This window comes from Pseudomonas sp. PDM24 (assembly GCF_019218905.1).
Lineage (GTDB): Bacteria > Pseudomonadota > Gammaproteobacteria > Pseudomonadales > Pseudomonadaceae > Aquipseudomonas.
The window spans coordinates 365388-382261 of sequence record NZ_JAHUWR010000002.1 but is presented as its reverse complement, the minus strand read 5'-3'; the positions used below and the strand labels follow the sequence as shown (position 1 = coordinate 382261).

Genomic DNA, 16874 nt, shown 5'->3' with positions numbered 1-16874 from the left:
AGCTGAACGCTATTCGCCATGAGCGCCATTGAATCTGCTTTTTTGAATCTGGCTTACCCTCCGCGGCTCGATCTGGGGCCGCAGCTCACGCACGAACAATTACTCGGCTCAATGCAGGCGACCATGGCGCGCCACAAGGGTGGGCCGGTCTGGCTATTCGCTTATGGTTCGCTGATCTGGCGCCCTGAATGTGCGGCGGTTGAGCGAGTGCGCGGTCGGGTGCATGGCTACCATCGCGGTTTATACCTGTGGTCCCACGAACATCGCGGTACACCGGAAGTGCCGGGGCTGGTGTTTGGCCTGGATCGCGGCGGCTCATGCAGCGGGTTTGCCTATCGCTTGCCCGAAGAACAACTCGACGCTTCGCTGTATGCGCTCTGGCAGCGTGAAATGCCATTCCCGTCCTATCGCCCACACTGGCTCAACTGCCGTCTCGAAGACGGAAACCAGGTTCAGGCATTGGGATTCGTATTGGAGCGGCACCTGCCCAGCTATGCCGGCAACTTGCCGGATCATGTGCTGAGCCAGGTATTCGAAAGCGCTTGCGGGCGTTACGGCACCACTCGCGAGTATGTCGAGCAGACCGCGCACGCCCTGCGTAGCCACGCCATGCCAGACCGGAATCTGGAGGCGCGGCTCAAGCGCTGCAAATCAAAGACCGATCAGGCGATCGCTTCGCGGCTCTGACTGGCGACGTTCTTGTGACCCAGGGTGGGTGCCAGAAACGCCATTGCCAGCAGGCAGGCGACGACCAACAGGATGAAGCCGCCATCCCAGCCGAAATAGTCCACCGTGTAGCCCATCAGGGCACTGGCCGCGACTGAACCACCCAGGTAACCAAACAAACCAGTGAAACCGGCAGCCGTGCCCGCGGCTTTCTTGGGCACCAGCTCCAGCGCCTGCAGACCCACCAGCATCACCGGGCCATAGATCAGGAAGCCGATCGCGAACAGCGAGATCATATCGACCATCGGGTTGCCCGGTGGATTCAGCCAATACACCACAGTCGCCACAGTCACCAACGCCATGAACACCATGCCGGTCAGGCCACGGTTGCCCCGGAAGATCTTGTCCGACATCCAGCCACACAGCAGCGTGCCGGGAATGCCTGCCCACTCGTACAGGAAGTAAGCCCAGGACGTCTTGTCGAAGTCGAAGTGCTTGACCTCTTTAAGGTAGGTCGGCGCCCAATCCAGGATGCCATAGCGCAACAAGTAGACGAAGACGTTGGCCAACGCGATGAACCAGAGCATTTTGTTGCGCAGCACGTATTTGACAAAGATGTCCTTGGCGCTGAATTCTTCTTCGTGGCTGGCGTCGTAGCCTTCCGGGTAATCGTTCTTGTACTTCTCGATGGGCGGCAAGCCCGTCGATTGCGGAGTATCGCGCATGACAATGAAGGCAAATACAGCGACGAGCAACGCCACCGCTGCCGGTACGTAGAACTTGCTGTGCCAGTCGTTGAACCAGCCCATGCCGAGTATCGCCAGCGGGCCGATCAAGCCGCCGCCGACGTTATGCGCGGTGTTCCATACCGAAACCACGCCGCCGCGTTCTTTCTGCGACCACCAGTGCACCATGGTGCGCCCGCTCGGTGGCCAACCCATGCCTTGCGCCCAGCCGTTGATGAACAACAGGATGAACATCATGGTCACGCTGGACGTTGCCCACGGTGCGAAACCGAAAACGAACATCACCCCGGCGGACACAATCAGGCCAAAGGGCAGGAAGTAACGAGGGTTGGAGCGGTCGGACACGATGCCCATCAAAAACTTGGAAAGACCGTAGGCGATTGCAATCGCCGACATCGCCACCCCGAGTTGGCCTTTTGTATAGCCTTGGGCGATCAGATCCGGAAATGCCAGGGTGAAGTTCTTGCGCAGCAGGTAGTAACCCGCATACCCAATGAAAATCCCGGCGAAGATCTGCCAGCGAAGGCGTCGATAGGTGCTGTCTATTTTTTCTTCAGGCAAAGGAGCCTGATGTGCGGCAGGACGAAAGAAAGCAAACATTCAAAGGCTCCAGATTTCTTGTTTTGACTGCGGATGCGAATGTTACAGTTTCGTTACCGAAAATAGCACCGGTTCGCATCAGTCAAACAGTGGAAATGTGGGAGATCGCATGTTCTTTTATGAACATGTCGCTCAGGTATAAATGCAGGGCGGTATGGGGATGGCGTAACCGGGGCGCAGGGCTGCGACCCGGTTCGGGTCAAGCAGGTCAGGTAAACAATCAGCGAACCTGAACCACCACTTTCCCGACCGCCTTGCGCTGGCCAAGATCATTGATGGCCTGCGCCGCATTGCTCAGCGGATAAACCTGAGACACCAGCGGCTTCAGCTTGCCTTCGGCAAACCAGCCGAACAGTTGCTGGAAGTTTGCCGCGTTGTCCTGTGGTTGGCGCTGGGCAAAGGAGCCCCAGAACACGCCGACCACTGCTGCGCCTTTGAGCAGTGCCAGGTTCACTGGCAGCTCAGGGATTCGTCCGCTGGCGAAGCCGACTACCAGTAGACGGCCGTTCCAGGCAATGGCGCGGATTGCCTGGTCGAACAGGTCGCCACCCACCGGATCGTAGATCACGTCGGCGCCTTGGCCGTCGGTCAGGCGTTTGATCTCGTCCTTGAGGCTGGTTTCGCTGTAGTTGATCAACTCATCGGCGCCGGCTGCCTTGGCCACCGCGAGTTTTTCCGCGCTGCTGGCGGCAGCGATCACCCGGGCGCCCATGGCTTTACCGATTTCCACGGCGGCAAGGCCGACGCCGCCGGAAGCGCCGAGTACCAGCAAGGTTTCGCCAGGTTGCAGGTTGCCCCGTTGTTTGAGGGCGTGCATCGACGTGCCGTAGGTCATGCTGAATGCGGCGGCGGTGTTGAAGTCCATCGAGGGCGGGATCGGCAGCACGTTGTAGCCCGGCACCGCGACCTGCTCGGCAAAGCTGCCCCAGCCAGTCAGGGCCATGACCCGGTCACCGACCTTGAGGTGGCTGACCTTTTCGCCCACTGCGCTGACCACGCCGGCCGCTTCGCCACCCGGAGAAAACGGGAAGGGCGGCTTGAACTGATATTTACCCTCGATGATCAACGTGTCCGGGAAATTCACCCCAGCCGCATGCACATCCAGCAGGATTTCATTCTTCTTCGCGACAGGACTGGCGACGTCTTCCAGCACCAGCGATTCGGCAGGGCCGAAGGCTTTGCACAGCACGGCTTTCATCAGGGCTATTCCTTTGGGAGTGATGGCCGATAAGTGTAGGTGTGTGAGTCATTGGGTCAACGAGCATGCCCGACCCTGATAGTCAGCCATAAGCTTGTGCTTGAGCGGCGGGTCGTTATGCTTGGCCGCAAACCGGATAAGGAGCGAATTGTGAAAGCGTGGATCATGTTGATGCTGGCCCTGTCTCTGCCTGTGGCAGCGATGGCCGAAGAAGCCAAAGAAGGTGAAGCCCCGAAGGTCAACTACATCACCCTGAGTCCGCCATTCGTGGGCAACTATGGGCTGGACGGTACGCCGAAGCTCAAGGTCTACAAGGCCGATGTGGCGTTGCGGGTGACCGGTGACGAGGCGACCAAAGCGGTAAAGGCCAATGAGCCATTGATCCGTAATAAGCTGGTGGCGTTGTTTGCGCAGCAGACCACTGAAGCCATGAACAACGTCGAAGCCAAGGAAAAGCTGCGTCAGGAAGCCTTGAAGCAGACTCAGCAAGTGATGAACGACGAAACCGGCAAGCCGGTGGTTGAGGATTTGTTGTTCAACAACCTTATTATTCAATAAGTCTTTTTGCTGTCCAGGCGGCCTCTTCGCGGGCAAGCCCGCTCCTGCAGGAGCAGCGCAGAACCCTGTGGGAGCGGGCTTGCGAAGGGCGCGACTCGGTCCTTCAGGACGCCAGGCTCTTGCGAAACCGCATCAGCGCAATGGTAAAAAACAGCAGGCCGATGGCGCTCAATGCCAGCAAGTCCGGCCAGACCACACGGATGCCAGCGTCGCGAAACAGTATCGCGGCGCTGAGGCTGACGAAGTGCGTCGATGGCGAGCCCTGCATCACCCATTGCAGCCATTGCGGCATGCTGTCGAGCGGCGTACTGCCGCCAGAGAGCAGCAACATCGGGATAATGACCGGAATCGCCAACAAGCCGAACTGCGGTGTCGAGCGGGCGAGGGTCGCGAGGAATATCCCCAGCGCTGTGCTGGCGAACAGATAAACCGCCGTCACCAGCAAAAATAAGGTCATGGAGCCGGCCAGCGGCACGCCGAGTGCGCCTTTGACTATCACTTCCAGCGACACCCAGGTGCACAGCACCACCACCAGCATATTGCTCCAGATTTTCGCCAGCATGATCTCCAGCGCCGTCAGCGGCAGCACCAGCAAATGATCGAGGGTGCCGTGTTCGCGCTCACGCAGCAGCGCTGTGCCGGTCAATATGATGGCGAGGATGGTGATGTTGTTGACGATCTGAATCACCGCCAGGAACCAGCCGCCCTCCAGATTGGTATTGAACAAGGCTCGCGTCGTCAACAACACGGGGGACTTGTTCGCCGCATCGCCCTGGCCACTGTAGGTCAGCAGCTCGCGCTGGAAAATCCGTCCGATGTAGCCCGCGCCCATGAAGGCCTGGCTCATGGCCGTGGCGTCGACGTTGACCTGCACCGCCGGCTGGCGGCCGGCCAACAGATCCGCCTGAAAATTTGCCGGAACATTGATCACGAAGGTGTATCGCCCGCTATCCAGCACTTCGTCCATCTGTTCATAGGGCAGCGACACCGGCGGCTGGAATTCCGGTGGTTGCAGGGCTTGGGCCAATTGTCGTGACAGGTGGCTGTGATCTTCATCGACCATGGCCACGCTGGCGTTGTGCACGCCGATCACGGAGCCCGCGGCCGGCATATAGATCGCCACGGTAAAGGCGTAGAACAGGAACAGCAGCAATACACTGTCGTGTCGCAGGCTCATGAGTTCCTTGAGACCAAGACGCAGGATGTGCGCAAGCTTGTGCATCAGACCTCCTGCTTTTTCAGCATGGCCAGGCTAAGCCCGGTGAACCCGAGAAAGAACCCGAACAGTGCCAGGCATTGCGGCCACAACTGCCGGATATCCAGTGCCTTGGTAAAGGTGCCGACGGCGATATCGAGGAAGTAGCCCGCCGGAAACAGCATCCCCATGACCGCGGCCGCGCCGTCAAGGGAGGAGCGCGGCACGATCAAACCGGAAAACTGAATGGTCGGCAGACTGGTGATGATCATGGTGCCGAGGATGGCGGCAATCTGGGTTCGGGTGAACGCTGAAATCAACAGACCCATGCTGGTGGTCGCCAGTACGTAGAGCAGCCCGCCGAAGGCCAGGGTCAGTGCGCTGCCCTTGAAGGGCACGCCGAACAGCCAGCGATTCATGGCCGTCAGGACGGCGAGGTTGATCAGGCTGACGGCCAGATACGGCGCCTGTTTACCTAACAGGAACTCCAGGCGGGTCAGCGGTGTAGCGTAGAAGTTGGTAATCGAGCCCAGTTCTTTTTCCCGCACGATACCCAGCGCAGTCAGCATGGCCGGGATGAACGCCAGGATCAGCGCCATCACCCCGGGACCGATGGCGTTTACGCTGATGACGTCCTGGTTGTAGCGGAAGCGGGTTTCCAGTTCGGCCGCTGCTTGCCGGTTCAATGCCGGGCTGGACTGCTCGGCCAATTGCTCAAGGTTGGCCAGGTGGACCGCTTCCACATAGTTGCGGCTGGTTTCGGCGCGAAACGGCATGCCGCCATCGAGCCAGGCCGCTACAGCGGGTTGGCGACCGGCGAACAGGTCTCGGCCGAACCCGGGCGGGATCTCCAGCGCCAGTTTGATTTCCGAGCGCTGCAGTCGTCGATGCAACTGCGCCGCATCGCTTATGGAGGGTTGCTCGTCGAAGTAACGGGAGCCGCGGAAGGCCTCCAGGTAAGCCCGGCTTTGCGGGGTCTGGTCCTGGTCGTAAACCGCGAAGGCGAGTTTCTCCACATCCAGGGAAATGCCGTAGCCGAAGATCACCATCATCAAAATCGCCCCGAGCAGGGCGAAGGCCATGCGTACTTTATCGCGCAGCAGTTCCTTGCCTTCGCGACTCGCCAGTGCCCGCAGCCGTCCAAAACTGAAGCCGTGATCTTTCACCTTTGTGGTAGGTGCAAGTGTCGTGTCGATGGGCACTGGCGGCGGCGCCGTTGCGATCGGGCCCTGGGCCTGTTCCAGGCAGGTGACGAACGCCGCCTCCAGTGTCTGGCCCTTGAACTGCTGTTGCAGGGCTGCCGGGGTGTCGCAGGCCAATACCTTGCCGGCGTGCATCAACGAGATGCGGTCGCAGCGCTGGGCTTCGTTCATGAAATGGGTAGACAGGAAAATCGTCACGCCCTGTTCGCGGGACAGTTCGATCAGCAGTCGCCAGAAATCGTCCCGGGCCGCCGGGTCGACACCGGAGGTCGGTTCGTCGAGGATCAGCACTTCCGGGCGATGCAGCACCGCCACCGCCAGGGATAAGCGTTGGCGCAGGCCAAGCGGCAATGCACCAGAGGGTTGATGAGCGACGCTACCCAGGTTGAAACGCTGGATCAGCTCGTCGATGCGCTGAGCACTGTCGGCCTTGGGCAAATCGAACAGCCGCGCGTGCAAGTCCAGGTTCTGCCGTACGCTGAGTTCGCCATACAAAGAGAAACTCTGGGACATGAAACCAACGCGTTTTCGGGTGGCCAGATCCTTGGCTTTCACCGGATTGCCCAGCAACGTGGCGCTGCCTTCGCTGGCCGGAATCAGCCCGGTGAGCACTTTCATGGTGGTGGTTTTGCCGCAGCCGTTGGAACCCAGAAACCCGAAGATCTCGCCGCGGCCGATGGCGAAGCTGACCTTGTCCACAGCCGTGAAATCGCCGAAGCGCAAGGTCAGGTTGTGGGCTTCGATGGCGATGTCGGCAGTGGCGTTGGTTCGAGGAGGGATCAGTAGCGGCTGGTTGTCATGGCCGGTGTCGCCCTGAAAGTGGGTGAAGGCCTCATCAAGTTTGCCGCCAGGAGTAACCGCCTTCAGTTCGTGGCTCAAACCGGCGGCGATCAGCTTGCCGCCATCGAGCATCAGGCAGTGTTCAAACTGCTCGGCCTCTTCCATATACGCGGTGGCGACCAGTAACGTCAGTTGTGGGCGTTGGCGCCGAACGTCATCAATCAACTCCCAGAAGCGCCGCCGGGACAAGGGATCGACGCCAGTGGTCGGTTCATCGAGGATCAACAAGTCCGGTTCATGGATCAGCGCACAACAGAGGCCGAGCTTCTGTTTCATTCCGCCCGATAGCTTGCCGGCCGGGCGCTCGGCAAACCGCAGTAGATCAGTGGCCAGTAGCAGGCTCTGCATGCGCTGATCGCACTCGGCCCCGGACAACCCGAACAGTGTGGCGAAGAAGTGAATGTTCTCGCTGATCGACAGCTCGGGATACAGGTTGCCGCCCAGGCCCTGAGGCATGAACGCGATACGCGAGTAGAGGCTGTTGCGGTGGCGCCGATTCTGGATCGAGCCACCGAGTACTTCCAGCTGGCCGTCTTGTAATGTCTTCACGCCGGCGATCAATCCCAGCAGGCTGGATTTGCCGGCGCCATCCGGACCAATCAACCCGCACCGGGTGCCGGCAGGCAGGCTGAACGTGATGTCGGTCAGCGCCTGCTGTTGGCCATAACGATGCTGAAGGCGGGTGGCATGCAGTGCCAGGCCGGTCATTGAAGATTGGCCGGCCAGTCAATGGGAGCGGTGCGCACGTAGCCGTTGCCGGGCATCCCCGGTTTGGCCTGGGGCACAGCGCTGGGTTGGGTCAGGTGTAGCTTGACCCGAAACACCAGTTTCTGACGCTCGTCGCGGGTCTCGACTTCTTTGGGTGTGAACTGCGATTTGGCCGCCACGAAGCTGATTTTCGCCGGCAACGGCTGACCGGGCAGGGCGTCCAGCAGGATCCGCGCTTCATCGCCGACCGCCAGGCGTCCGGCCACGGACGCCGCAAGATAGAGGTTCATGTATTGGTCGTTCGGGTCAATCAGCAGTAGTACCCGCCCACCGGCGCCGAGCACTTCACCGGGTTCGGCCATGCGAAGCTGAATCACCCCGTCGATGGGGGCTCGTAAGCTGCTGTCGTCAATTTCGCTGGTTAGCTGAGCGACTTGTGCCTGTGCCGCGCCAATGGCTGCGCCGACGGCGGACACCTGAGCGCGGGCCGCGGTGACGGCCGCATTGCCAGTGTCGAAGCGTGACTGCTGCTGGTCGATGATCTGACCACTGGCGAAACCGCGCTTGAACAGTTCCTGGGAGCGTTTGAGCTCTTGATGGGCAAGCAGTTGCTCACTCTGGCGCAGTTGCACATTGGCCTGGGCGGCGGAGAGATTTTCCCGGGCGCGTATCACTTCGGCTTCAGCCTGCCTGCGCTGGGCTTCAAGGGTGCGGGTGTCCATGCGGGCCAGCAGTTGACCTTTGGTTACTTTGTCGCCTTCGTCCACCAGTACTTCAGCCAGCCGGCCGGGAGTCTTGCTGGCGATCTGCACTTCAGTGGCTTCAAGCCGACCATTGCCGACATACAGACCTTCGGGCAGTCGGTTAAGCGTCGACTTCCAATAACCGAATCCCCCAGCGGCCAGTAGCAAAGCCCCCAGTAAAAAGGCGAAGAAAAGAGAAGAGCGGCTGTGCGTCGACATGTAGGCATCCTGCGTCTGTAGCGCCGTAGTCTGACAGGCAAGCGCCTGAGGGGCTTGATGTCAGTCAACTGAGGGTCACCCTGACCGATCGGGAGATGATCCAGTGTGACGGACGGATCTGCGTTATTTAGCGCAGATCAAGCACCGCGGCCCATTGCTCAGCGGTGACGGACATCACCGACAGTCGCGAGCCTTTCTGTACCAGTGGCATCTCGGCCAACGCCGTTTGCTGCTTCAGATAATCGAGCTTCAGCACCTTGGAAAACGTCTCGACGTGAGCAACATCAATCGCGCTCCAGGCGTTTTTCTCGGCAGTGGCCTTCGGATCGAAGTAATGACTCTCAGGCTCCAGCGCCGTCGGGTCCGGATAGGCTGCCTCGACAATCTTGCCGATCCCGGCAATCCCCGGCTCCGGGCAGCTGGAGTGATAGAAGAAAAACTCGTCACCCACCGCCATGGCCCGCAAAAAGTTTCGCGCCTGGTAGTTGCGAACCCCGTCCCAGCGCGCTCGGCCAAGCTTCTCCAGGTCTTCGATCGAGAGTTCGTCGGGCTCGGATTTCATCAGCCAATAGGCCATGGTTTTGCTCCTTGCGAGGTGAGTGGGCAATTTTATGACAAACCGACAGTCGGTTGACGCCAGCGTTTGCGTGTCGGTTCACGTTGTCGCAAAATGCCGGCCTTCTAAGCTTGACGCTGCTGCACGGCCTACACCTACAACGGAAACCGCTGCTGTCATCGTGTTGATGTGCCTTTGGGGGGCAATCGATGAAACGCAAACCGGATTTACTATGGATTTTGGTTATTTTGTTCGGCCTTGGTGTCGTGACCACCGGCTATGCCCAAAGCCTGTGGAACAACAAACCCGATGCTCCGGTCGAGATCGCGCAGCAACAGCCGTCGGCCTTCAAGCGCTGAACCTGTCTTTCGACGCCGCTGAAATCAGTGGCGTCTAGTCCGCGAAATACCACGCCTTGTCCGTGACCGTTCCCTGCAGCGGCACATCCCAGCTCGCCTGAGCCAATCGTTGAACCTTCTGGCATTCATGGGCCAGGCCCAGCAGCGTCGGCTTGCGCCAGTTTTTGCGGCGCGCCAGGTACGCCAGGCTTCGATCGTAGAAACCACCGCCCATTCCCAGGCGTCCGCCGACATCGTCAAACCCCACCAGCGGTAACAACACCAGATCCAGCGCCCAGACCTTGCGTTGTCGGGCGATGTTGTGGCGAGGTTCGGGGATGCGAAAACGGTTGGGTTTGAGCTTTTCGCCGGGGCGAATCCGCTGGAACACCATTTTGGTTCGCGGCCAGGCACTGAGCACCGGCAGATACGTCGCCTTGCCCCGACGTTGCGCGGCACGCATCAGCAGGCGCGGATCGATTTCACCGTCGTTGGGCAGGTACAGGGAGATGTGTTTTGCGCGGCGGAACAGCGGGTGCTGGGCCAATTGCTTATACAGCCCGCGAGCGGCCTCGCGCTGCTGACTGGGTGTCAGTGCGCGGCGGGCCTTGCGCAGCATGCGTCGAAGTTGCGGGCGGGGCAGCAGCGCAGGTTCGGTCATGGGTTCAGGCTTCAGAAGTGCGAGTACCAAAGCGTACCCGTAAAAAAGCCGATGCCGGTATTTAAACCGGCATCGGACTGGAATCAGGCTCCCCGGATGAACCGCTGTCGACTTAGCCCTTGAACCCGAAAGTTCAAGGTGGAAGATGCAGTAGGCTTTAAGGCTTTCCGTCTAGCGGACATGCACACCAGCCCAACGTGCAACCTCCAGGGTAGTGCGAATCGGCTCAGGGACGTCGTCAACTGGCAAGCACCCCAGGGAGTGATGCGAGTATACCCCAAGCGGTTTCGCGTTTCAGCCCTTGGTGACATCCGGATCGGTCGACAGCACCAGATCGACGCGGTCCAGCAGGTCGCGAACCTGCTCGCGGGTCGAACCGCTGGCCTGCACATCCGGGCGATCTTCCTTGTGCAGAAGATCGTGCGTGATGTTCAGCGCGGCCATCACGGCGATGCGGTCGGCGCCGATGACTTTGCCGCTGCTGCGAATTTCGCGCATCTTGCCGTCCAGGTAACGAGCAGCGCTCACCAGGTTGCTGCGCTCTTCCTGGGGGCAGATGATCGAATATTCTTTGTCGAGGATCTGCACGGTAACGCTATTGCTTGAACTCATGAGTCTTGCTCCAGGGCCTTGAGGCGCGAAATCATCGATTCGACCTTACGCCGGGCGATTTCATTTTTTTCAATGAGATGCGCGCGTTCCTCGCGCCAGCTCTTTTCCTGAGCTAATAGGAGTCCATTCTGACTCTTTAGTTGCTCGACTCGAGTAATTAGCAGCTCGAGTCTGGCCATCAGCGCTTGCAGGTCGGTGTCTTCCATTGTGTCCACTGGTTGTGTCTGATGCGTGATAGCTGGCGGACAGCCTTTAATAGTCTTGGCGAGTCTGTCGATGTAGGATACAAGGCCTTCATTCTAGACATAGCGCCGTCTGGCGCCTAGCTGCCCATGCCCATTCAGAATTCTCCGTACCAAGCCTTTGCCACCCTGCTGAGCACCAGCGGCCATCCCGTCTCGCCTGCCGAACTGCACGGCTTGTTGCTCGGCCGCAGTTGCGCCGGTGCCGGCTTCGAAGCCGACAGCTGGTTGGCTGACGCCGCCGAGCTGCTCGAAGGCGAGCCACAAGACAACGTTCGCAACGCCTTGATCGGCCTGCAAGAGATGGTCAAGGGCGAGCTTACCAGCGACGACATGACCGTTGTTCTGCTGCTGCCGACCGACGACGCGCCGCTCACCGAGCGCGCGGCTGCACTGGGCCAGTGGTGCCAGGGCTTTCTTACCGGCTTCGGTCTGACCCGCCGCGAATATGCCTTGAGCACTGAAGCCACCGAAGTGCTGCAGGATCTCGCCGCCATTGCCCAGGTACAGGACGCGCTGGAAGAGTCCGACGACGGCGAAAGCGACTACATGGAAGTAATGGAGTACCTGCGCGTCGCTCCGTTGCTGCTGTTCACCGAAACCAAGAAAACCGACGAAGCGGCTGCCAAACCGTCGTTGCATTAATCGCGTGCCAGGGAAAGCCGTCTGCCCATGATTCATATCCCGAAATCGGAATACAGCCGTCGCCGCAAGGCCCTGATGGCGCAGATGGAACCCAACAGCATCGCCATCCTGCCTGCCGCCGCGGTGGCCATCCGCAACCGCGATGTCGAGCACGTCTACCGTCAGGACAGCGATTTCCAGTACCTCAGCGGTTTCCCCGAGCCTCAAGCCGTCATCGTCTTGATGCCCGGCCGTGAGCACGGCGAATACGTGCTGTTTTGCCGGGAACGTAATGCCGAACGGGAATTGTGGGACGGACTGCGCGCCGGCCAGGAAGGCGCGATCCGCGACTTCGGCGCCGACGACGCATTCCCCATCACCGACATCGACGACATCCTGCCGGGCCTGATCGAAGGCCGTGACCGGGTGTACTCGGCCATGGGCAGCAATCCGGAATTCGACCGGCACCTGATGGACTGGATCAACGTGATCCGCTCAAAAGCGCACCTCGGCGCCCAGCCGCCGAACGAATACGTTGCCCTGGATCATCTGCTTCACGACATGCGCCTGTATAAATCGGCGGCAGAAGTGAAGGTAATGCGCGAAGCCGCACGGATTTCCGCCCAGGCCCATATTCGTGCGATGCAAGCCAGCCGTGCCGGTTTGCATGAGTTCAGCCTCGAAGCCGAGCTCGATTACGAATTTCGCAAGGGCGGGGCGAAGATGCCGGCTTACGGTTCGATCGTCGCCGCCGGGCGCAACAGCTGCATCCTGCATTACCAGCAGAATGACGCAGTGCTCAAGGACGGTGATCTGGTGCTGATCGACGCCGGTTGCGAGATCGACTGCTACGCCAGCGACATCACCCGCACTTGGCCGGTCAATGGCAAGTATTCACCGGAGCAGAAGGCAATTTACGAGTTGGTGCTGGCTTCTCAGGAAGCGGCGTTTGCCGAAATTGCGCCGAACAAACACTGGAATCAGGCGCACGAAGCCACGGTCCGGGTGATTACCACCGGTCTGGTGAAGTTGGGCCTGTTGCAGGGCGACGTCGACGAGTTGATCGCCAGCGAAGCCTATAAAGCGTTTTACATGCACCGCGCCGGCCACTGGCTGGGCATGGATGTGCACGACGTTGGCGAGTACAAGGTCGGCGGCGAATGGCGCGTGCTGGAAGTCGGCATGGCGCTGACGGTCGAGCCGGGCATTTACATTGCGCCGGACAACCAGAACGTGGCGAAGAAATGGCGCGGCATTGGCGTGCGCATCGAGGACGACGTGGTGGTCACTAAAACCGGTTGTGAAATCCTGACGAACGGCGTGCCGAAAACGGTCGCCGACATCGAGGCATTGATGGCCGCAGCACGGACACAAGCGGCATGAGTCGAGTCAATCTGGCAATCATCGGCGGTGGCCTGGTTGGCGCCAGCCTGGCGTTGGCGTTGCAGGCCGGGGCCAAGGCCCGTGGCTGGAAGATCGTGCTGATCGAACCGTTTGCCCCCGGCGACAGCTATCAACCGAGTTATGACGCCCGCTCTTCGGCGCTGTCCTTTGGTGCCCGGCAGATTTATCAACGGTTGGGTGTGTGGCAGGAAATCTCCCGCCGCGCCGAGCCGATCAAGCAGATTCATGTCTCCGACCGTGGACGTTTCTCCACCGCGCGGCTGTCGGCGATGGAAGAGGGCGTTCCGGCGCTGGGTTATGTGGTGGAAAACGCCTGGCTCGGCCAATGCCTCTGGCACAGTCTGGACAAGGACGTGATCAGTTGGCGTTGCCCGGCGGAGGTCACCGGCATGGAACCGCTGACCGACGGCTATCGCCTGACGCTCAACGATGAAACCCTGGTGGAATGCGACCTTGCGGTGCTCGCCGATGGCGGCCGTTCCGGCTTGCGCGAGCAACTGGGGATCGGCATCAAGAAACGCCCGTATAACCAGAGCGCGCTGATCGCCAACATCACCCCCAGTGAAGCGCACAACGGCATGGCCTTCGAACGTTTCACCGACGATGGGCCGATGGCTTTGCTGCCATTGCCGGACAATCGCTGCGCTTTGGTCTGGACCCGTCTGGGCATGGACGCGCAACGACTGGCAGCCCTTGATGACCGCAGCTTTCTCACTGAGCTGCAGGGCATCTTCGGTTATCGTCTCGGCACGCTGAAACAGGTGGGCGCACGGAATTTGTATCCGCTGTCGCTGATCGAAGCCGAGGAACAAGTCCGCCCGCATCTGGCGATCCTCGGCAACGCCGCCCACAGCCTGCATCCGATTGCCGGGCAAGGGTTCAACCTGTCGTTGCGTGACGCCCAGGCGCTGGCCGACAGTTTGTTGGGCAGCGAGACATCGCCCGGCGATTTCGCCACCTTGCAGGCCTATCGCGAGCGTCAGCGTCTGGACCAGAGCCTGACCGTGGGCTTCTCCGATCAGGTCACCCGCTTGTTTGGCAGCACTCAGCCGCTGGTTTCCCTGGGCCGCAACATTGGGCTGCTTGGCCTCGATCTGCTGCCGCCGGCCAAACGCTGGTTCGCCCGGCAGGCCATGGGCCTGGGTACGCGTCCCGATGACTAAGCGAAAGTCGGGCAGGGTGTACCTGCAAGTCGATATTCACGACGGCGCGAGCACTTGGGTGACGCGGGTCGAGAAAAACCTTTATGTGCGGCTCAAGCCGCAAGCGAGACAGGCTTAAAGCATGGATATGCGCGCAGATCTGCTGATTGTCGGGGCCGGAATGGTCGGCAGTGCCCTGGCGCTGGCGTTACAAAACAGTGGGCTCGAAGTCCTGCTGCTGGACGGTAGCCCCCTGAGCGTCAAACCCTTCGATGGGCAGGCTCCGTTCGAACCGCGGGTGAGCGCTTTGTCGGCGGCCAGCCAGCGAATACTCGAACGTCTGGGCGTTTGGGATGGCATCGTCAGCCGGCGCAGCAGCCCCTATACGGACATGCATGTCTGGGATGGCAGCGGCACCGGGCAGATCCATTTCTCGGCGACCAGCGTGCATGCCGAAGTGCTCGGGCATATCGTCGAGAACCGCGTGGTTCAGGACGCCTTGCTCGACCGACTGCACGACTGCGATCTCGGGATGCTGGCCAATGCGCGTCTGGAACAGATGCGCCGCTCCGGTGACGACTGGCTTCTGACCCTGGCCGATGGCCGCACCTTGCGGGCACCTTTGGTGATCGCGGCGGATGGCGCCAACTCGGCCGTTCGGCGCCTGACCGGTGTTGCGACTCGCGAATGGGATTACATGCACCACGCGATCGTTACCAGCGTGCAAAGCTCAAAACCCCATCGAATGACTGCGTGGCAACGATTCACTGACAACGGTCCGCTGGCGTTTCTGCCGCTGGAGCGGGACGGTCAACAGGATTGGTGCTCGATCGTCTGGTCGACCACGCCGAGCGAAGCCGAGCGCTTGATGGCGCTGGATGACGAAGGCTTCTGTAAAGAGCTGGAGCGGGCCTTCGAAGGCTGCCTCGGCACGATGCTCCGCGCCGACCCGCGTTTGTGTGTGCCACTGCGTCAGCGTCATGCAAAACGTTACGTGGCTGAGGGCTTGGCGCTGATCGGCGACGCGGCCCACACCATTCATCCGCTGGCCGGGCAGGGCGTGAACCTCGGTTTCCTCGATGCCGCGGTGCTGGCCGAAGTGCTGCTGCAAGCGGCCGCGCGTGGCGAGCGGTTGGCGGACGTGAAAGTGCTCAGTCGCTACGAGCGTCGTCGCATGCCCCACAACCTGGCGTTGATGGCGGCGATGGAAGGGTTCGAGCGGTTGTTCCAGGCCGATCCGTTGCCGGTACGCTGGTTGCGTAATACCGGGTTGAAGATGGTCGATCAGATGCCCGAGGCCAAGGCGTTGTTCGTGCGTGAAGCGCTTGGGTTGATTGGGGATCTGCCGGCGTTGGCCAAGGCCTGAGATCTTCGCTGGGCTGATGGACTCTTCGCGAGCAAGCCCGCTCCCACATTTGAAATGCATTCCAGTGTGGGAGCGGGCTTGCTCGCGAAGGCGGCGGCACATTCAACGCACCTTCCAAAATCGTGCAACATCCGGTAACGCCTCCACTCACTGTTCGATTGAGAAGCGAAATATGAGTCCTTATCATTCGCCCTCACTTCCCTACTCGAGAGACCGCTTCCATGTTGGCACCCAAGCGTCTACTGACCGCACTGGCACTGACCCTGATTGGCTGCACCGCCGCCCAGGCCGCCGACGAGGTGGTGGTTTACTCCTCGCGTATCGATGAATTGATCAAGCCAGTCTTCGATGTCTACACCCAGAAAACCGGCGTGCAGGTGAAGTTCATCACCGACAAGGAAGCGCCGCTGATGCAGCGGATCAAGGCAGAGGGCGAAAACGCCACTGCCGATCTGCTGCTGACCGTCGATGCCGGCAACCTCTGGCAGGCCGAGCAGATGGGCATCCTCCAGCCGTTCACTTCCAAGGTGATCGACGCCAACATTCCATTGCAATACCGCGCGTCCTCCCATGCCTGGACCGGCCTCAGCCTGCGGGCACGGACCATCGCCTATTCCACCGACCGGGTAAAACCCGGTGAACTGACCACCTACGAAGCGCTGGCCGACAAGCAATGGGAAGGTCGCCTGTGCCTGCGCACGGCGAAGAAGGTCTACAACCAGTCCCTGACCGCCACCATGATCGAAGTCCATGGCGCCGAGAAAACCGAGAAAATCCTCAAGGGCTGGGTCAACAACCTGTCCACCGACGTGTTCTCCGACGACATTGCCGTGCTGGAGGCGATCAACGCCGGCCAGTGCGACGTCGGCATCGTCAACACTTACTACTACGGCCGTTTGCACAAACAGAAACCAGACCTGCCGGTGAAGCTGTTCTGGCCGAATCAGAGCGACCGTGGCGTGCACGTCAACCTGTCGGGCATTGGCCTGACCAAACACGCGCCACACCCAGAAGCCGCCAAGGCGCTGGTGGAGTGGATGACCACGCCTGAAGCACAGAAGATTTTCGCTGACGTGAACCAGGAATTCCCGGCCAACCCTGCCGTTCAGCCTTCAGCTGAAGTCGCGAGCTGGGGCAAGTTTAAGGCCGACACCTTGCCGGTGGAAATCGCGGGCAAGCGTCAGGCTGAAGCGATTCGGATGATGGATCGGGCTGGCTGGAACTGAAGCCACTGTTACTGTGGTGAGAGACTTG

The 16874-nt window shown here is 60.4% G+C and carries 17 protein-coding genes, 1 other RNA gene and 1 pseudogene; 9 read left to right on the top strand and 10 right to left on the bottom strand.

Annotation, left to right across the window (positions count from 1 at the left end):
- Window positions 1–18: 18 nt before the first annotated feature.
- Window positions 19–687 (top strand): gamma-glutamylcyclotransferase, encoded by a 669-nt coding sequence (locus KW837_RS09615; protein ID WP_218395367.1) that lies wholly within the window; start codon window positions 19–21, stop codon window positions 685–687.
- Here KW837_RS09615 and glpT read toward each other — a convergent pair.
- Window positions 663–2012 (bottom strand): glycerol-3-phosphate transporter, encoded by a 1350-nt coding sequence (gene glpT / locus KW837_RS09610; RefSeq protein WP_192344987.1) that lies wholly within the window; start codon window positions 2010–2012, stop codon window positions 663–665. The two genes, KW837_RS09615 and glpT, sit on opposite strands and share 25 nt — an antisense overlap.
- Window positions 2013–2232: 220 nt before the next feature.
- Entirely contained in the window at window positions 2233–3210 is a 978-nt protein-coding gene (locus tag KW837_RS09605; RefSeq protein ID WP_007899393.1) for an NADPH:quinone oxidoreductase family protein, read from the bottom strand.
- A 150-nt stretch (window positions 3211–3360) separates the two neighbouring features.
- On the opposite strand from KW837_RS09605, the gene KW837_RS09600 reads away from it, so the two are divergent.
- The gene (locus KW837_RS09600) at window positions 3361–3768 is read left to right on the top strand and encodes a flagellar basal body-associated protein FliL (protein WP_095633149.1); all 408 of its coding nucleotides are present in this window, start codon (window positions 3361–3363) and stop codon (window positions 3766–3768) included.
- A gap of 103 nt (window positions 3769–3871) precedes the next feature.
- Here KW837_RS09600 and KW837_RS09595 read toward each other — a convergent pair whose 3' ends face one another.
- From KW837_RS09595 to KW837_RS09580, 4 genes are all read right to left on the bottom strand, one after another.
- The gene (locus tag KW837_RS09595) at window positions 3872–4990 is read right to left on the bottom strand and encodes an ABC transporter permease (protein WP_218395366.1); all 1119 of its coding nucleotides are present in this window, start codon (window positions 4988–4990) and stop codon (window positions 3872–3874) included.
- Entirely contained in the window at window positions 4990–7713 is a 2724-nt protein-coding gene (gene rbbA, locus KW837_RS09590) for a ribosome-associated ATPase/putative transporter RbbA (RefSeq protein ID WP_218395365.1), read from the bottom strand. Before rbbA ends, KW837_RS09595 begins: the two co-directional genes overlap by 1 nt.
- Entirely contained in the window at window positions 7710–8675 is a 966-nt protein-coding gene (locus KW837_RS09585; protein WP_123500412.1) for an HlyD family secretion protein, read from the bottom strand. Before KW837_RS09585 ends, rbbA begins: the two co-directional genes overlap by 4 nt.
- Before the next feature lie 127 nt (window positions 8676–8802).
- Window positions 8803–9252, bottom strand: coding sequence for an EVE domain-containing protein (locus KW837_RS09580; RefSeq protein WP_218395364.1), 450 nt, complete (start codon window positions 9250–9252; stop codon window positions 8803–8805).
- A gap of 188 nt (window positions 9253–9440) precedes the next feature.
- On the opposite strand from KW837_RS09580, the gene KW837_RS09575 reads away from it, so the two are divergent.
- Entirely contained in the window at window positions 9441–9590 is a 150-nt protein-coding gene (locus tag KW837_RS09575; RefSeq protein WP_018927582.1) for a hypothetical protein, read from the top strand.
- Window positions 9591–9624: 34 nt separating this feature from the next.
- Here the strand turns inward: KW837_RS09575 and KW837_RS09570 are convergent, their stop codons facing one another.
- From KW837_RS09570 to KW837_RS09555, 4 genes are all read right to left on the bottom strand, one after another.
- Window positions 9625–10230, bottom strand: coding sequence for a 5-formyltetrahydrofolate cyclo-ligase (locus KW837_RS09570; RefSeq protein ID WP_218395363.1), 606 nt, complete (start codon window positions 10228–10230; stop codon window positions 9625–9627).
- Window positions 10231–10315: 85 nt separating this feature from the next.
- Window positions 10316–10494, bottom strand: a non-coding RNA gene (gene ssrS / locus KW837_RS09565) — 6S RNA.
- A 30-nt stretch (window positions 10495–10524) separates the two neighbouring features.
- On the bottom strand, window positions 10525–10842 hold the full coding sequence (locus tag KW837_RS09560) for a cell division protein ZapA (RefSeq protein WP_123500406.1): 318 nt from the start codon (window positions 10840–10842) through the stop codon (window positions 10525–10527).
- A complete protein-coding gene (locus KW837_RS09555) occupies window positions 10839–11048 on the bottom strand; it encodes a TIGR02449 family protein (RefSeq protein WP_007899405.1) in 210 nt (69 codons plus the stop codon). The genes KW837_RS09560 and KW837_RS09555 overlap by 4 nt, the downstream gene beginning before the upstream one ends.
- Window positions 11049–11174: 126 nt before the next feature.
- On the opposite strand from KW837_RS09555, the gene KW837_RS09550 reads away from it, so the two are divergent.
- The 6 genes and pseudogenes from KW837_RS09550 (at window position 11175) to KW837_RS09530 (ending at window position 16846) form a co-directional block, all read left to right on the top strand.
- Window positions 11175–11729 carry a YecA family protein gene (locus tag KW837_RS09550; protein WP_008012538.1) on the top strand — a complete coding sequence of 185 codons (555 nt, stop codon included), beginning with the start codon at window positions 11175–11177 and terminating at the stop codon, window positions 11727–11729.
- 27 nt (window positions 11730–11756) lie between these two features.
- Complete coding sequence (gene pepP / locus KW837_RS09545; RefSeq protein ID WP_192344983.1) at window positions 11757–13091, top strand: Xaa-Pro aminopeptidase; 1335 nt, start codon at window positions 11757–11759, stop codon at window positions 13089–13091.
- Entirely contained in the window at window positions 13088–14275 is a 1188-nt protein-coding gene (ubiH, locus tag KW837_RS09540) for a 2-octaprenyl-6-methoxyphenyl hydroxylase (protein ID WP_218395362.1), read from the top strand. Before pepP ends, ubiH begins: the two co-directional genes overlap by 4 nt.
- A 22-nt stretch (window positions 14276–14297) precedes the next feature.
- A pseudogene (locus tag KW837_RS28735) lies at window positions 14298–14393 on the top strand (tetrameric acyl-CoA thioesterase); the annotation flags it as partial.
- A gap of 9 nt (window positions 14394–14402) precedes the next feature.
- Window positions 14403–15620, top strand: coding sequence for a 2-octaprenyl-3-methyl-6-methoxy-1,4-benzoquinol hydroxylase (locus tag KW837_RS09535; protein ID WP_218395832.1), 1218 nt, complete (start codon window positions 14403–14405; stop codon window positions 15618–15620).
- A gap of 221 nt (window positions 15621–15841) precedes the next feature.
- Window positions 15842–16846, top strand: a complete 1005-nt coding sequence (locus tag KW837_RS09530) for an extracellular solute-binding protein (protein WP_218395361.1) — start codon at window positions 15842–15844, stop codon at window positions 16844–16846.
- Window positions 16847–16874: the final 28 nt, after the last annotated feature.

Coding starts and splice junctions, on each gene's coding strand:
- KW837_RS09615 (WP_218395367.1), top strand. CDS start 19: ATGAGCGCCATTGAATCTGCTTTTTTGAATCTGGCTTACCCTCCGCGG.
- glpT (WP_192344987.1), bottom strand. CDS start 2,012: ATGTTTGCTTTCTTTCGTCCTGCCGCACATCAGGCTCCTTTGCCTGAA.
- KW837_RS09605 (WP_007899393.1), bottom strand. CDS start 3,210: ATGAAAGCCGTGCTGTGCAAAGCCTTCGGCCCTGCCGAATCGCTGGTG.
- KW837_RS09595 (WP_218395366.1), bottom strand. CDS start 4,990: ATGCACAAGCTTGCGCACATCCTGCGTCTTGGTCTCAAGGAACTCATG.
- rbbA (WP_218395365.1), bottom strand. CDS start 7,713: ATGACCGGCCTGGCACTGCATGCCACCCGCCTTCAGCATCGTTATGGC.
- KW837_RS09585 (WP_123500412.1), bottom strand. CDS start 8,675: ATGTCGACGCACAGCCGCTCTTCTCTTTTCTTCGCCTTTTTACTGGGG.
- KW837_RS09580 (WP_218395364.1), bottom strand. CDS start 9,252: ATGGCCTATTGGCTGATGAAATCCGAGCCCGACGAACTCTCGATCGAA.
- KW837_RS09575 (WP_018927582.1), top strand. CDS start 9,441: ATGAAACGCAAACCGGATTTACTATGGATTTTGGTTATTTTGTTCGGC.
- KW837_RS09570 (WP_218395363.1), bottom strand. CDS start 10,230: ATGACCGAACCTGCGCTGCTGCCCCGCCCGCAACTTCGACGCATGCTG.
- KW837_RS09560 (WP_123500406.1), bottom strand. CDS start 10,842: ATGAGTTCAAGCAATAGCGTTACCGTGCAGATCCTCGACAAAGAATAT.
- KW837_RS09555 (WP_007899405.1), bottom strand. CDS start 11,048: ATGGAAGACACCGACCTGCAAGCGCTGATGGCCAGACTCGAGCTGCTA.
- KW837_RS09550 (WP_008012538.1), top strand. CDS start 11,175: ATGCCCATTCAGAATTCTCCGTACCAAGCCTTTGCCACCCTGCTGAGC.
- pepP (WP_192344983.1), top strand. CDS start 11,757: ATGATTCATATCCCGAAATCGGAATACAGCCGTCGCCGCAAGGCCCTG.
- ubiH (WP_218395362.1), top strand. CDS start 13,088: ATGAGTCGAGTCAATCTGGCAATCATCGGCGGTGGCCTGGTTGGCGCC.
- KW837_RS09535 (WP_218395832.1), top strand. CDS start 14,403: ATGCGCGCAGATCTGCTGATTGTCGGGGCCGGAATGGTCGGCAGTGCC.
- KW837_RS09530 (WP_218395361.1), top strand. CDS start 15,842: ATGTTGGCACCCAAGCGTCTACTGACCGCACTGGCACTGACCCTGATT.